Origin of the sequence: Sphingopyxis sp., assembly GCF_040216815.1 — a bacterium.
In the GTDB taxonomy this organism is placed as follows: domain Bacteria; phylum Pseudomonadota; class Alphaproteobacteria; order Sphingomonadales; family Sphingomonadaceae; genus Sphingopyxis.
In genome coordinates this window covers 643,881-658,813 of the sequence record NZ_JAVJOJ010000009.1, presented here as the reverse complement: position 1 = coordinate 658,813, position 14,933 = coordinate 643,881, and the positions used below count along the sequence as shown (strand labels likewise).

Genomic DNA, 14,933 nt, shown 5'->3' with positions numbered 1-14,933 from the left:
GTCATGCCCCGCGTCATCGACCCGCCGCACACCCCCGAACTCGACCTCGCCGAAGTCGCCGCGCGGCTCGATGAAAGCGGCGTCGACCTCGCGGACCAGGCCAGCCTCTCCCAATGCTCCGCCCTCCTCGCCGGCCTCGCGCGCAACCGCGGCTTTCTGGCCGACCGGATGATCGCCGCGCTCAAGAGCAGCTATGCCGACCAGCTCGCGCTCAACCGCCATTCGGCGCAGGTCTTCCTGCTCCACCGCGGCGCGCGCGGCCATTATCTGCGCGCGAACCTCTGGCCCGCCGCGCGCGATGCCGTCACCGCCGCCAGCGGCGCCGCGGCCTTTTCCTACGGCGTCGCGCACGACCATAATTTCCATTTTCTGACCGTCGGCTATTGGGGTCCCGGTTATGTGAGCGACGATTATGTCTATGACGCCGAAACCGTCGACGGCCGCCTCGGCGAGCCGCTCTCCCTCAGCGCCCTAGGGCAGAGCCAGCTTAGCGAAGGCAGGATGATGCTCTACCGCGCGCACCGCGACGTCCACAGCCAGCACCCGCCGGGCCGCCTCTCGGTCAGCCTCAACATCATGGACGAGGGGGAAGGCGTGCCGTGGCGCGACCAATATATCGTCGACCTAAAATCGCGAACGATCGCGCGCCGCCCGACGATGACCAGCACCGAAATGCTGCTCCGCGCCGCGGTGCACCTTCACGAAAACGCCCGCGACGTCGCCGACCATTTCGCCAGAGCGCATCCGGTACCCAGAGTGCGCGCGAACGCCCTCGCCGCGCTGGCGGCGGTGGAAGATGGCGCGGGCCGGGCGGCGGTGCTGGAACGCGGGATGGGGGATGCGGACGCGCGGGTGCGCGACGATTGCGCGAGGTGGCTGGCAGGGTGATCCTTCCTGCGACGAAGCCATGGGGAGACTTTATGGATCGCACCCGGATTCGTTCAATTGTTGAAACGCTTGCCCCTTGGCGCCCGAATGCGGTTCGTCTAGCGTCGCGTCATCATAAGGGGGCGGAATGCGACTGAGTTGGGACGAAATCAAACGCCGCGCCAAGGCGTTCAGCGAGGAATGGCGCGACGCCCATTATGAAAAGGGCGAAACGCAAAGCTTCTACAACGACTTCTTCGACATTTTCGGAATCAAGCGTCGCACGGTCGCCGTCTATGAACAGCGCGTCAAGCTGCTCGACAACAAACATGGTTTCATGGACCTGTTCTGGCCGCGCACGCTGCTGATCGAACAGAAATCGAGCCGCCTCGATCTTGGCAAGGCACAGGGACAGGCGCTTTCCTATGTCGAGGGGCTTCACCCGACCGACCAGCCGCGCTGGGTGCTGACCTGCGATTTTCAGAACTGGAACCTGCTCGACCTCGAAACCGGCGCCGAGCTGAAATTCCACCTTCGGGATCTGCACAAGCACATCACCGCCTTCGACTTCATGCTGGGGCGGCGCGTCAGTTTCGAAAATCAGGCGGGGGTGACGATCAAGGCGGCGGAGCTGATGGGCAAGCTCCACGACGCGCTGGAGGATGCGGGCTATACCGGCCACGATCTCGAACAATTTCTCGTCCGCATCCTCTTCTGCCTCTTTGCCGACGACACCGGCATCTTTCAGCCGAAGGATATTTTCCTTCAACTGATCGACAATGACACGCGCCCCGACGGCAGCGACACCGGGCTGGTGCTCAGCCAGCTTTTCGACGTGCTCGACACACCCGAGGGTCAGCGGCAGAAAGGGCTGTCGGGCGAACTCGACGCCTTTCCCTATGTGAACGGTCAGCTCTTTGCCGGTCGCCTCCGGATTCCGCAATTCGACCAAAAGATGCGCGATCATCTGCTCGATGCGGCGCGCCATGACTGGTCGGGGGTGTCGCCCGCCATTTTCGGTTCGCTCTTTCAATCGGTGATGGACGCGAAAGAACGCCGGGCAAAGGGCGCGCACTACACCACCGAAGCAAACATAATGAAGGTCATTGGACCGCTCTTTCTCGACGATCTGAAGGACGAACTCGACAGGATCGCGGCGCGCCGGACGGGCCGCGACGCCGCGCTGACCGAATATCTGGCGAAGCTGAGGCGGCTGACCTTTTTCGATCCGGCGTGTGGTTGCGGCAATTTCCTCGTCATCGCCTATCGCGAAATCCGCGCGCTCGAACTCCGCGCGCTGCGCCTGCGCTATCCCGACGGTGGCATGAACGCCGCGCTGATGAGCCAAGTGACGGTCGATCAATTCTATGGCATCGAATTTGAGGAATTTCCGGCGCGCATCGCCGAAGTCGCGATGTGGATGGCCGATCATATCGCCAACAACTGGATCAACGAAGCGTTCAACACCAACATCGCGCGCATCCCGCTGAAAGGCGGCGCGACGATCCTGCACGGCGACGCGCTGGAAACCGACTGGGCTGAATTATTGCCGCCCGAAAAATGCAGCTACATCATGGGCAATCCGCCGTTTATCGGGCAAAGCCATCAGTCCCCGTTTCAGCGGCAACAGATGGCTCGCGTAATCAATGCGCCATCAGGACGCGCAGGCTCACTCGACTATGTAACGGCATGGTTCATAAAGGCAGGCCAATACCTCCAACCGAACAAGCGCATCCGTGTCGCTTTCGTCTCGACCAATTCGATCACCCAAGGCGAACAGGTCGCGCAGCTCTGGCCGCTCCTTTTCGACCGCTACGGTTTCGAAATCGCTTTCGCACATCGCACCTTCAATTGGGGCAGCGAAGCGCGCGGCAAGGCGCATGTCCACGTGGTCATCATTGGCCTTGCGCACCGCGACCATGAACCCGCGGAAAAGAGGCTGTTCAGCTATCCTGACATCAACGGCGATCCGGTTGAGAGCCGACATGGGGCGCTGACGGCGTATTTGTTCGACGCAAAAGGGCTAGCAAACCGACACTTGGTCGTGCGGGAGCGTGCAAAGCCGCTCGCAGATATTCCGCCAATCATTTACGGAAACAAGCCGGTAGATAATGGCAATCTCATTTTCGATACTGCCACTAAAGAAGATCTCGTTCGGGAGAATCCCGACATAGCGAAATTTATTCGATTTCTTGTTAGTTCCCATGAATATTTGAATGGCGGCGAGCGGTGGTGTCTCTGGCTAAACGACGTAGAACCTAGTGTGATACGTCAACTGCCGGTGGTGACGGAACGCATAAAAGCAGTTAGAGCCTTTCGGCTGTCCAGTAAGAAAATTCCTACCCAGAAAGCTGCCGCGTGGGCCAGTTTATTCGCTGAAATACGCCAGCCGACGAGCATTTACATATTGGTTCCAAGGCATTCTTCAGAAAATAGAGAATACATTCCATTTGGGTTTTTCGATAGCAAAGTTATCGTGCATGACAGTTGCACCTGCATCCCGGACGGCGAGATTTTCCATTTCGGTATCATATCGTCAAAGATACATACCGCTTGGCTGAGCTATGTCGGTGGTAGGATTAAAAGCGATTATCGTTATTCGAACACTCTCGTTTACAACACCTTCCCCTGGCCCGACGCCACCCCCGCCCAGCGCGCCAAGATCGAAACGCTTGCGCAGGCGGTGCTCGACGCCCGCGCTGCGCATCCGACTTCCAGCCTCGCCGACCTTTACGATCCCGACACCATGCCGGGCAATTTGCGCAAGGCGCATGCCGCGCTCGATCTGGCGGTCGACAAACTCTATCGGGCCGCACCCTTCGCCTCGGACCGCGACCGCGTCGAACATCTGTTCGGTCGCTACGAAGCGCTGGTAAATCCGCTCGAACGCGAAGCGGCGAAGCAGAATCGGCGCGTCGCGCGCAAGGCGGCGAAGCAGGGCTGACCCGCTTCGCGCCTTCGCGCCTTTGCGTGAAACCCTTTTTCTTCCCCTCCGCGCCCCCGTGCAAAATATTGCTTTCCTACATTATCGCGCCGTGCCAGCGTCGCGGCCTTCGCTCTTTGACTCGTCCGCTCCCGCCCTTCCGCCGTATCGCCTGCGCGCCGCCGTGCAGAACAGGCGCGGCACTGCGATGCGCACAGGGCTGACTTTTACTGACCTTTGGAGAAAAGCGTCGCCGCCCGCGCCGCACCCTCACTCCCTGCTGACAGCGCCGCAAACCCCTGCTAACGGCGCCCGATGACGACTCCCCTTTCGCATATCCGCAATTTTTCGATCATCGCGCACATCGACCATGGCAAGTCGACGCTTGCCGACCGGCTGATCCAGTTCACCGGCGGGCTGACCGAGCGCGAAATGTCGGCGCAGGTGCTCGACAATATGGACATCGAGAAGGAACGCGGCATCACGATCAAGGCGCAGACGGTGCGCCTTTCCTACACCGCGAAGGATGGCGAAACCTATCAGCTCAACCTGATGGACACGCCGGGGCACGTCGACTTCGCCTATGAAGTGTCGCGCAGCCTTGCGGCGTGCGAGGGCGCGCTGCTTGTCGTCGACGCGGCGCAGGGGGTGGAGGCGCAGACGCTCGCCAACGTCTATCAGTCGATCGAGCATGACCATGAAATCGTGCCCGTGATCAACAAGATCGACCTGCCCGCCGCCGACGTCGACAAGGTGAAGGCAGAGATCGAGGATATCATCGGCCTGCCCGCCGACGACGCCGTGCTCGCGAGCGCCAAGTCGGGGATCGGGATCGAGGAGGCGCTGGAAGCGATCGTCGCGCGCATCCCGCCGCCGAAGGGCGACGCCGCCGCGCCGCTCGTCGCGATGCTCGTCGACAGCTGGTACGATCCTTATCTGGGGGTCGTCATCCTGATCCGCGTGATCGACGGCACCTTGAAAAAGGGCCAGCAGATCAAGTTCATGCAGGCAGGCACCACCCACCTGATCGACCGCGTCGGCTGTTTCACGCCCAAGCGCACCGATTTGGTCGAAATCGGGCCGGGCGAGATCGGCTTCATCACCGCGCAGATCAAGGACGTCGCGCAGGCGCGCGTCGGCGACACCGTCACCGACGCGAAGAAGCCCGCCGCCGCGCCGCTGCCGGGGTTCAAGGAGGTTCAGCCAGTCGTCTTCTGCGGCCTCTTCCCGACCGACGCGAACGACTTTGAAAAGCTGCGCGAGAGCATCCAGAAGCTGCGGCTCAATGACGCGAGCTTTAGCTTCGAAATGGAAAGCTCGGCCGCGCTCGGCTTCGGCTTCCGCTGCGGTTTCCTGGGGCTGCTGCACCTCGAGATCATTCAGGAGCGGCTGACGCGCGAATATGACCTCGACCTCATCACCACCGCGCCCTCGGTGGTGTACAAGCTCAAGCTCAGCCACACCAAGAATGAGGCGGCGAAGGAGATCGAGCTTCACAATCCCGCCGACATGCCCGACCCCAACCGCATCGACGAGATCGAGGAGCCGTGGATCGAGGCGGTGATTTACGTGCCCGACGATTATCTGGGGCCGATCTTGAAGCTCTGCCAGGACCGCCGCGGGGTGCAGAAGAATTTGACCTATGTGGGTGGCCGCGCGCAGATCACCTACGAACTGCCGCTCAACGAGGTGGTGTTCGACTTCTACGATCGGCTCAAGAGCATTTCGCGCGGTTACGCGTCGTTCGACTATCACCAGATCGGCCACCGCGCGGGCGACCTTGTGAAGATGAGCATCCTTGTGAACAACGAGCCGGTCGATGCGCTGTCGATGATCGTCCACCGCGGCAGCGCCGAATCGCGCGGGCGCGGCATGTGCGAGCGGCTGAAGGACCTCATCCCGCGCCACATGTTCAAAATCCCGATCCAGGCGGCGATCGGCGGCACGGTCATCGCGCGCGAAACCATCGCCGCGCTGCGCAAGGACGTCACCGCCAAATGCTATGGCGGCGACGCGACGCGCAAGAAGAAGCTCCTCGAAAAGCAGAAAGAGGGCAAGAAACGAATGCGCGAATATGGCAATGTGAACATCCCGCAGGAGGCGTTCATCGCCGCGCTGCGCATGGGTGACGACGCCTGACTGGCTTAGGGGTCTACATCTCGATCGAGATGCGGACCTTGGCCGGGCTGACCCCCGCCGCATCGGCAATTTCGGCGCGCATCCGCGCGACCATGTTGAAGAGCCGCTCGCCGTCCGCGCCCGGCGCCTCGCCCAGCAGGTCGGCGGGGGAAAGGCCCAGGATTTCCGCTACCGCGCTCAGCAGCGCGGGCCGCGGGCGCGAGCGTCCCTGTTCCCAATAGCAGATCGAGGTCGGCGTAACGCCGAGCCGGTGGGCGAGGGCGGTCTTGCTGAGCCCGCGCACCTTGCGCAGGCGCTCGAGCCGGGCGCCCAGCGTTTCGTACTGCGCTGGGCCGTCAACATGCGGGGGGGACACGGGGGTTGCAACCTTTCTGCCTTGGACGTGCAACAAATAGCAAGTTAAGCTCGGTTCGGCTTTCAACATTTCACCGCCCGCTGGGCGGCGAATGCTGAGGACCAGTGGCAGGGCGGCGGACCCGGCGGCGGCGCGCCGCGGGGCTTGCCGCGACCGGCGGGAGGCCGCGATGGAGGAACAGGACGCGCGGCGGGAAGGCGCCGCGCCGAAGCGCCGGATCGAGGATGCCGCGATTCACTGCCGGCTGAACGACGGCACCGCGGTATGTCTGCGCACCATTACCCCCGACGACGCCGAGCTGATCCGCGAGGGGATCGCGCGGCTGTCGGCCGAATCGCGCTATCTGCGCTTTTTCTCGCCGGCGACATCCTTGCCCGACGCGGTGATCGAACGGCTGGTCGATGTCGACGGGCACGACCATATCGCGTGGGGCGCGATCTGCAGTTCGTGCCCCGACCGTCCCGCGATCGGAGCGGTGCACGCCGTGCGTCACCGCCCCGACGGGCCGGTGGGCGAATTTTCGATCGCGGTGCTCGACGACTATCATGGGCAGGGGCTGGCGCGGATGATGACCGCGGCGCTGCTCGTCGATTGTCTTGACGAGGGCCTCGTCGAACTCGACGTCCATATGCTGTCGGAAAATGACGCGGCGCGGCGGCTCGTCAAGACATTGGGCGCGGTATGGGCCGGCGAAAGCGCGGGCGTCGCCGAATATCGGCTCGACGTGGCGGAGGGGCTCGCCGCGCTGCGGGCGGATAGCGATGCGCCGGGCGTGTGCGATGTCCTGGCGGCGCTCGATACGCTGCAATAGCCCCTCCCGCCGCCCTGGGTCGCAAAGGACGGCGGGAGAGTGGGCCGCGAAGCTTATCGCTGAAAGCGTGTTCCCGTCCCGAACGGCGCATTAACCGTGATGATCCTGCGCCGCGGTGATCGCGATCACACCGCCCCCGCTATCGCATACGAAAAAGGGCGCCGGTGTCACCGGCGCCCTTCCTCTGCCCTTTAGGGGAGGCAGCCCTTATTTGGTCTGCGTGTCGCCGACGCCCGATTCGGACGGTGCGATCTCGCCATTGTCGTCGATGGCGTTGGCCTTTTCCTCGCCCATTTCCTCGACGACATCGGCCTTGTTTTCCATGGCTTCCTTGGCGGGGCCTTCGGGCATGGCGTCGGCCTGTTCGTCGATCGCTTCGGCCTGGGCTTCGGCCTGATCCTCGACCCTGTCGGCTTCCGGGCTCTGGCAGGCGCCGAGCGCGAGGGCCGACGTCGCGGCGAGGGTGATGAACATCTTGCGCATAATGAGTGACTCCCAAAGTTGACTCGGGGGCTTAACGCCGGGTGAACGGGAGAGTTGCAAGAAAATCGTCATGCGGCTGAAATCGAACGATTTTCTTTTTCTGATGTGCGCCCCGGCGATGCGAAGAAACAAAAAAGAGGGCGCCCGAAGGCGCCCTCCTGTCATCTGGTCCGGTTCCGCAGGCTCAGAAGCGCTGCTGGCGTTCGTACAGGTCGCGGTAGTGCTGGATGCGCGTGACGCGCAGCCCCGGCATCCCGCTGCGATCGATCGACCGCTGCCAGCTGGCAAATTCCTCCAGCGTGAGCCCATAGCGTTCGCACGCCTCGTCGACCGTCAGCAGGCCGCCGTTGACCGCCGCGACGACTTCCGCCTTGCGGCGCACAACCCAGCGGGTCGTCGTCGTCGGGGGCAGCGAGTCCAGCGTCAGCGGTTCGCCCAAGGGGCCGATGACCTGTGCGGGCCGGATTTTCTGATTCTCGATCATGCTCATTCCATATTCTCAACATCGGATGGGGGTGTGTCCGACGCCTTCTGATCTAGATCGGAGGGATTCAACATCGGCTGAAATCCTCTGGTAAACAGGCTGTTCATAGTTTCGGGCAGGACGTTTCGATCGTCCGACAAATCGAAGAAGCGAACGACGCGGGCCTCCTTTTGTTTCCCTTGTGTCCGGCTCCCGCAGAAAATTTCCTTAAGCGCGTTAAGCCGCTCGGCATGGCGGTTGCGCTGCGCCTGTCCGCGCAATGTCCGCACCGTGGGTAGCGCGGCTTGCCGCGCGCTCGACACCGCCAGAATGATGTCGAAGGCGGGCTTCGACAATCGGGCCGCACCGGCGGTGCGCGGGAAATCGGACGGGTCGAGGTTCATGCGACTCGTCTAGCCCAGAGGAGCTAAGGTCCCGTAAATGCCCGTTTCAGTCCCTGTTAGCGAAGCTTAACCCCTGTCAATATCTTGACGCCGGCCGCGGAAAAGCTGGATTTTTTCGGGCGGTGTCCCTAGATGGCGCCGACCATGATCGAAACGATTTCCTCCCCCGCCGGGCTCGCCCGGGCCGACTTTCAGCTCGCCGGGCCGATGCAGGACCGGCGAATCGTCGTCGCGATGTCGGGTGGCGTCGACTCGAGCGTCGTCGCCGCGCTCGCCGCGCGGTCGGGTGCCGAGGTCATCGGCGTGACGCTCCAGCTCTATGACCATGGCGCCAAGGCGAAGCGCGTCGGCGCGTGCTGCGCGGGACAGGATATTCGCGACGCGCGCGCGGTCGCCGACCGGCTGGGCTTTGCGCATCATGTCCATGACCATGAAAGCCGGTTCCGCGACACGGTGATCGACCAGTTCGCCGACGAATATCTCGCCGGCCGGACGCCGATTCCGTGCGTGCGTTGCAACATGGGGGTGAAGTTCACCGACCTGTTCCAGCTGGCGAAGGACCTCGGCGCCGATTGCCTTGCGACGGGCCATTATGTCCGCCGCGTGATGGGGCCCGCCGGGGCCGAGCTGCACCGCGCGGTCGATCCCGCGCGCGACCAGAGCTATTTCCTCTTCGCGACGACGCAGGAGCAGCTCGACTTCCTGCGCTTTCCGCTCGGCGGACTCGAAAAGAGCGTGGTGCGCGAGATTGCGCGCGACCTTGGCCTTGGCGTTGCGGGCAAGCCCGACAGCCAGGACATCTGCTTCGTGCCCGACGGCGACTATGCCACGCTGGTGCGGAAGCTGCGCCCCGAGGCCGACGATCAGGGGGCGATCGTCCATGTCGACGGGACGGTGCTCGGCGCGCACAAGGGGCTGATCCACTATACGGTCGGCCAGCGGCGCGGGATCGAGATCGGCGGGCAGGCCGAACCGCTTTATGTCGTCCGGCTCGATGCGGCGACGAAGGAAGTGATCGTCGGTCCGCGGCGCGCGCTTGCCGTGGCGGGCGCGCGGCTGGGTGAAGCGAACTGGCTTGCGGATGTCGAGGGGCGCGATGTGCTGGCCAAGGTGCGCAGCATGGCAAAGCCCGTTCCGGCGCGCGTCAGCGGCGACCGCCTGATCTTCGCCGAAGCCGAATATGGCGTCGCGCCGGGGCAGGCGGCGGTGCTCTATGACGCCGCTGATAACAGCCGGGTGTTCGGCGGCGGGTGGATCGAAGAGACCTTCCCTTCTCATCATCTGTACGCGGAATAGATTGAGTTTTTCTTCCCGATGCCGCAGCTTGCCCAAAAATCGGGGAGAAATATGATGGTCAACATGGTCTTGCGCGGCGCCGTTCTGCTGTGGGCGGCCTTCTTTGCCATCGTCGGCGCACGCGGGTTGTTGGATCCCGCGAGCTATAGCGAAACCTTCGGCTTCACGATCAGCGGCGTCGCGATCAACACGTTGCGCGCCGATCTGTCGTCCTTTTTCCTGGTATCGGCAGGCGCGGCGGCGCTCGGCGCGCTGGTCCCGGCGTGGGTGCGCGCCTTGCTCGTACCTGCGGCGCTTTACGGCACCGCGCTGGCCGGACGGCTGTTCGGCGTCGCGATGGGGGACCCCACCAATGCGGGCATCGTTCAGGGCATGATCGTCGAGGCCTTGTCGGTCCTGCTGATGCTCGGCAGCTGGTGGACGCTTTCGCGTCCCGCAGCGGTGGCCCAAGAGGACGCCGCCGACACGGTGCATTGAAGGCGCGCGCCGGGGGCTGCCCTAACCCAGCCACTCGATCCACGCGCCATGCGCATGGGCGTGGGCCAGCGTGCGGGGATCGCCGCCGCCCGGCCAGTAACGCACGACCAGTTCGTGATGGTGCACCGTCCGGTTCGCCTCGAGCGCGATCCATGCGATCGGGCGATCGGCCGTCGCGCGCGCGGCGGCGGCTTCCATCGCGGCGGTAACGCGCACCTGCTGGTCGGCGGGCACATATTGCCATACGATCGAGTGCATCAGCACCCGCGTTGTTCCCGCCGCCTGCGGCCGTGCGAGTTCGGTTTCCACAAAATCGGCGGCGTTGGCGCGGATCAGGTCGGGCTTTCGCTTGCCCGCCTCGGCAATCGCGGCCTCGATGCGCGCGAAGCGGACGGCGTGTTCGGGCCAGATATAGGCTTTGAGACGCAAGGCCTGCGCCGGGTCGTTGAGGTCGACCGGCGCGACGTCGCAGCCTTTGAGGCTCGCAATGTCGACCCGGTGCATCGGCGGGTGATTTCCGCGCCAGTCGGGCGCGAAGGCGATCGCGCCCGGATTTGGCCCGACATGCACGCCGCCAAGGTCGTAGTGATAGCGGTCGATCATCAGGTTGATCCCCGCGCTCGATCCGATTTCGAGGCACTCGAAACGTGGCGGCAGGCCGCGGTCGGCGAGCCACAGCATCGCGGCGATGAAATTCGACGAGCGCCCCGCTTCGTTCGTCTGCGGCGGACCGTCGAGCCAGGGCAGGAGCGCGGCGTCGTGGCGGCGCACGACGCCGGCAAGCACCGCGGGGTCGTTGATGTCCTCGGCATCGGCGTAGATCGGCGCGAGTTCGTGCGCGGCGCCCGACAGGTGCAGCGCATGGACGCCGCCTGCGGCGCGCAGCGGCAAGGCATCGGCGAGCGGCGCGCCTTTCCAGTCCGCAATGCGGCGCGCAAAGTCGCTGGCGGGTGCGTCGAGCAGCGTCGCCAGCGCCGCGACGATCCGCGCGGTGACGCGGGCGTCGTTCGCGCGGCAATAGGCGACCTGATTGGCAAAGGCGGTGCGCACCGCCCGGGGTCCGGTTTCCGCCATGTCGATCGGCTGGTAACGCTCGCTCATTGCCCTTTCTCCCGGCTCCGCTTATGGGCTGGCGCGCTTATGCCCGAACCGATCATCTTTGCCATCCCCAAGGGGCGCATTCTCGACGAGGCGCTGCCGCTGCTCGCGCGCGTCGGTATCGAGCCTGCGGCGGATTTCTTCGACAAGAAAAGCCGCGCGCTGGTGTTCGGGACAAATCAGCCGCATATCTCGCTGATCCGCGTGCGCGCGTTCGATGTCGCGACCTTTGTGGCCCACGGCGCGGCGCAGCTTGGCATCGTCGGGTCTGACGTCGTCGACGAGTTCGATTACAGCGAGCTTTACGCGCCGGTCGACCTTGGCATCGGTCATTGCCGCCTGTCGCTCGCGGGGCCGGAGGGCAGCGCGCCGCCGGGGCTGGGCGAAAGCCATATCCGCGTCGCGACCAAATATCCCGCGACGACGCGCCGCTGGTTCGAGGCGCAGGGTATCCAGGCCGAGTGCATCAAATTGAATGGCGCGATGGAGATTGCGCCGAAGCTGGGGCTGGCCTCGCACATCGTCGACCTGGTTTCGACCGGGCGTACGCTCGTCGAAAATGCGCTTGCCGAACAGAAGATCATCAGCGAGGTGTCGGCGCGGCTGATCGTCAACCGCGCGGCGTTCAAGCTCAATTCGGCCGAGGTGCCCGCGCTGGTCGAAAAATTCCGTACAGTGGTTGGTAATGCGCCAGCTTGATGCCTCCGCGCCCGGCTTCGTCGCTGCGTTCGACGCGCTGGTAAACGACCGGCGCGAAAGCGCGTCCGACGTGTCGGCCGACGTCGCCGCGATTATCGCGCGCGTGAAGGCGGACGGCGACAAGGCGCTCGCCGACTATACCGCGAAGTTCGACCGCTTCGATCTCGATGCGAGCGGCTGGAGCATATCCAAAGAGGAATGCGCCGCGGCCTATGCGGCGCTGGCGCCCGAACTGCGCGATGCGCTCAATCTCGCCGTAGAGCGCATCCGTGCCTATCACACCGCGCAATTGCCCGAGGACCGCGACTATCGCGACGAAACGGGTGCGCGGCTTGGCGCACGATGGCGCGGCGTCGATGCCGCGGGCGTCTATGTCCCCGGCGGGCGCGCCGCCTATCCCTCGTCGGTGCTGATGAACATCATCCCTGCGAAGGTCGCGGGGGTCGAGCGTATCGTGATGATGACCCCGACGCCCGGCGGCGAGGTTAATCCGGTGGTGATGGCCGCGGCGCATCTCGGCGGGGTGGACGAAATCTGGAGGATCGGCGGCGCGCACGCGATCGCGGCGCTCGCCTATGGAACGCAGAAGATTGCGCCGGTCGACGTCGTCACCGGCCCCGGCAATGCCTGGGTCGCGGAGGCGAAGCGCCAGCTTTATGGCGTCGTTGGCATCGACATGGTGGCGGGGCCGAGCGAGATCGTCGTCGTCGCCGACAACGCAAACGACCCGCATGTCATCGCCGCCGACCTGATGAGCCAGTCGGAGCATGATCCGACGAGCCAGTCGATCCTGTTCACCGATGACGCGGATTTCGCCGATGCGGTGGTGGCAGCGGTAGCGAACCTCATCCCGACGCTGTCGACCGCGGCGACGATGCGGGCGAGCTGGGGCGACAATGGCGCGGTGGTCGTCGTTCCGGCGCTGGCCGATGCGATCCCGCTTTGCGACCGGCTCGCGCCCGAACATCTCGAACTCGCGGTCGATCCAGCCGAGGCGGAGGCGCTGTTTGCGCGCGTCCGCCACGCGGGCTCGGTCTTTCTCGGGCGGCAGACGCCCGAGGCGATCGGCGATTATGTCGCCGGCCCCAACCATGTGCTCCCCACCGGACGCCGCGCGCGCTTTTCGAGCGGACTGTCGGTCACCGATTTTATGAAGCGCACGAGTTTCCTTGCGCTCGACGAAGCAAGCCTCGCGGCGATCGGTCCGGCCGCGGTCGTGCTGGCGGGAGCGGAGGGATTGCCGGCCCATGCGTTGAGCGTCGCCAACAGATTGAACAAGACCAGTCTTTGAATCCCATCCTCGTCATCCCGGCGAAGGCCGGGATCTCGCCGGTGCGTCATTCCGCAATGACGAGATCCCGGCCTTCGCCGGGATGACGATTTGAGTTAGAAACGAATGTTATGAACAAACGCGCCCAATCCCGCTCCGCCGCCCGCCTTGCCGCCGTGCAGGCGCTCTATCAGCACGAGATGGAGGGAACGCCGGTCGCGCAGCTCATTCACGAATTTCACCAGCACCGCATCGGCGCCGTCATCGAGGACGCCGCATATGCAGAGGCCGACGTTCCCTTTTTCGACGACATCGTCAAGGGCACGCTGGCGCGCCGCGAGGAGATCGACGCCGCTATCACGGCGCGGCTGGCGAGCGGCTGGACGATGGAGCGGCTCGACCGCACGATGAAGGCGATCCTGCGCGCGGGCACTTATGAACTCCTCGCGCGCGGCGATGTGCCGGTCGGCGCGGTGGTCAGCGAATATGTCGACGTCGCAAAGGCCTTTTTCGTTGGCCGCGAGTCGGGTTTCGCCAACGGCCTGCTCGATGCGATCGGCAAGGATGTACGGGGAACCGGCACGTAATACATCCGTTTGCATCGAGCGAAGTCGAGATGCCCTCGGCTTGGCTTAACGCCGATGGGTGTCTCGACTTCGCTCGACACGAACGGATAAGGACATCCCTCGTTGAACGAGAGGGTGATATGTCCGAAGCCGATTTCATCGCCCGCCTGCGCGCCATCGCGACCGATCCCGCTGCGCGCGGCCTCGCCGACGATGCGGCGGTGTGGGAAGGCCTTGTCCTCACGCACGACATGATCGTCGAGGGCGTGCATTTCCTGCCCGACGACCGGCCGCAGGATGTCGCGTGGAAGCTGGTGGCGGTGAACCTGTCGGACCTCGCCGCAAAGGGCGCGGCGCCCGTCGGAGTGCTCGCCGGCTACAGCCTCGGCGATGCGGCGTGGGACGCGGCCTTTGCCGAAGGGCTCGACGTGGCGCTGCGCCGCTTCGGCATCATTCTGCTCGGCGGCGATACGGTGCGCGCGCCCACGGGAACACCCCGCAGCCTCGGCCTGACCGCCATCGGCCGCGCGCCTGCGAGCGGCGCGCCGTCCCGCAGTGGGATGCGACCCGGCGACCGGATCTGGGTTACAGGAACGATCGGGAATGCCGGATTGGGGCTTGCGATGCGATTGGGGCAGGTCGATGCCAACGAAACCTGCCTCGCCGCATACTGCCGGCCGCAACCGCAGATAATCTTCGGGCAGGCGGTGGCGCCGCATGTCCATGCGATGATGGACGTGTCCGACGGACTGCTGATCGACGCGGAACGCATGGCGGCGGCCAGCGGATGCCAGCTCGGAATCATGGTCGAGGCGATCCCGCTGTCCGCCGCGCTGCTCGCTGTGCGGCCCGATGTGCTCGACACGCGGCTCGCCGCGGCGACGGCGGGGGACGATTACCAACTGCTGTTCGCCGCCGACCCGGCGGCCGCGGATGCGATCCGCGAAATCGCCGGCGCACTCGATCTCGGCGTAACGGCGATCGGCCATGCGGGGGTGGGCGAGGGGATCGTGCTGACGCATCATGCGCAGCGAATTGCGGTCCCCGAACGGACGGGATTCATGCACTGACCGCAAAGCCTT

The 14,933-nt window shown here is 64.5% G+C and carries 15 protein-coding genes; 10 read left to right on the top strand and 5 right to left on the bottom strand.

Annotated elements, in window-relative coordinates; all coding sequences use genetic code 11:
• Positions 1-3: 3 nt before the first annotated feature.
• The 3 genes from RIA72_RS13665 (at position 4) to lepA (ending at position 5,929) form a co-directional block, all read left to right on the top strand.
• The gene (locus tag RIA72_RS13665; RefSeq protein ID WP_350032606.1) at positions 4-888 is read left to right on the top strand and encodes a transposase; all 885 of its coding nucleotides are present in this window, start codon (positions 4-6) and stop codon (positions 886-888) included.
• A 127-nt stretch (positions 889-1,015) separates the two neighbouring features.
• Entirely contained in the window at positions 1,016-3,811 is a 2,796-nt protein-coding gene (locus tag RIA72_RS13655; protein ID WP_502957958.1) for a DNA methyltransferase, read from the top strand.
• A gap of 294 nt (positions 3,812-4,105) precedes the next feature.
• The gene (gene lepA / locus RIA72_RS13650) at positions 4,106-5,929 is read left to right on the top strand and encodes a translation elongation factor 4 (RefSeq protein WP_350032605.1); all 1,824 of its coding nucleotides are present in this window, start codon (positions 4,106-4,108) and stop codon (positions 5,927-5,929) included.
• A 13-nt stretch (positions 5,930-5,942) separates the two neighbouring features.
• On the opposite strand, the gene RIA72_RS13645 is transcribed toward lepA, so the two are convergent.
• Positions 5,943-6,284: a helix-turn-helix domain-containing protein gene (locus tag RIA72_RS13645; RefSeq protein WP_350032604.1), complete on the bottom strand. Its 342-nt coding sequence runs from the start codon at positions 6,282-6,284 to the stop codon at positions 5,943-5,945.
• A 91-nt stretch (positions 6,285-6,375) separates the two neighbouring features.
• Here RIA72_RS13645 and RIA72_RS13640 point away from each other — a divergent pair, with 91 nt between their 5' ends.
• Positions 6,376-7,095: a GNAT family N-acetyltransferase gene (locus tag RIA72_RS13640; RefSeq protein ID WP_350032603.1), complete on the top strand. Its 720-nt coding sequence runs from the start codon at positions 6,376-6,378 to the stop codon at positions 7,093-7,095.
• 207 nt (positions 7,096-7,302) lie between these two features.
• On the opposite strand, the gene RIA72_RS13635 is transcribed toward RIA72_RS13640, so the two are convergent.
• The 3 genes from RIA72_RS13635 to RIA72_RS13625 all read right to left on the bottom strand — a co-directional run bounded on the left by RIA72_RS13635 (position 7,303) and on the right by RIA72_RS13625 (position 8,445).
• Positions 7,303-7,578, bottom strand: coding sequence for a hypothetical protein (locus RIA72_RS13635; RefSeq protein ID WP_350032602.1), 276 nt, complete (start codon positions 7,576-7,578; stop codon positions 7,303-7,305).
• Between the two features lie 184 nt (positions 7,579-7,762).
• The gene (gene sciP, locus RIA72_RS13630) at positions 7,763-8,062 is read right to left on the bottom strand and encodes a CtrA inhibitor SciP (RefSeq protein ID WP_350032601.1); all 300 of its coding nucleotides are present in this window, start codon (positions 8,060-8,062) and stop codon (positions 7,763-7,765) included.
• Positions 8,063-8,064: 2 nt separating this feature from the next.
• A complete protein-coding gene (locus tag RIA72_RS13625; RefSeq protein WP_350032600.1) occupies positions 8,065-8,445 on the bottom strand; it encodes a hypothetical protein in 381 nt (126 codons plus the stop codon).
• 144 nt (positions 8,446-8,589) lie between these two features.
• Between RIA72_RS13625 and mnmA the strand changes: the two genes are divergently transcribed.
• Positions 8,590-9,741 (top strand): tRNA 2-thiouridine(34) synthase MnmA, encoded by a 1,152-nt coding sequence (mnmA, locus tag RIA72_RS13620; RefSeq protein ID WP_350032599.1) that lies wholly within the window; start codon positions 8,590-8,592, stop codon positions 9,739-9,741.
• Between the two features lie 54 nt (positions 9,742-9,795).
• Complete coding sequence (locus RIA72_RS13615) at positions 9,796-10,218, top strand: hypothetical protein (protein ID WP_350032598.1); 423 nt, start codon at positions 9,796-9,798, stop codon at positions 10,216-10,218.
• 21 nt (positions 10,219-10,239) lie between these two features.
• Here the strand turns inward: RIA72_RS13615 and RIA72_RS13610 are convergent, their stop codons facing one another.
• The gene (locus tag RIA72_RS13610) at positions 10,240-11,319 is read right to left on the bottom strand and encodes a DUF2332 domain-containing protein (protein WP_350032597.1); all 1,080 of its coding nucleotides are present in this window, start codon (positions 11,317-11,319) and stop codon (positions 10,240-10,242) included.
• 39 nt (positions 11,320-11,358) lie between these two features.
• Here RIA72_RS13610 and hisG point away from each other — a divergent pair, with 39 nt between their 5' ends.
• From hisG to thiL, 4 genes are all read left to right on the top strand, one after another.
• Positions 11,359-12,015 carry an ATP phosphoribosyltransferase gene (hisG, locus tag RIA72_RS13605; protein ID WP_350032596.1) on the top strand — a complete coding sequence of 219 codons (657 nt, stop codon included), beginning with the start codon at positions 11,359-11,361 and terminating at the stop codon, positions 12,013-12,015.
• Positions 12,002-13,306, top strand: a complete 1,305-nt coding sequence (hisD, locus tag RIA72_RS13600) for a histidinol dehydrogenase (RefSeq protein WP_350032595.1) — start codon at positions 12,002-12,004, stop codon at positions 13,304-13,306. The genes hisG and hisD overlap by 14 nt, the downstream gene beginning before the upstream one ends.
• Positions 13,307-13,416: 110 nt before the next feature.
• The gene (gene nusB / locus RIA72_RS13595; RefSeq protein ID WP_350032594.1) at positions 13,417-13,872 is read left to right on the top strand and encodes a transcription antitermination factor NusB; all 456 of its coding nucleotides are present in this window, start codon (positions 13,417-13,419) and stop codon (positions 13,870-13,872) included.
• 119 nt (positions 13,873-13,991) lie between these two features.
• Complete coding sequence (gene thiL, locus RIA72_RS13590) at positions 13,992-14,921, top strand: thiamine-phosphate kinase (protein WP_350032593.1); 930 nt, start codon at positions 13,992-13,994, stop codon at positions 14,919-14,921.
• The last annotated feature ends 12 nt before the right edge of the window (positions 14,922-14,933 follow it).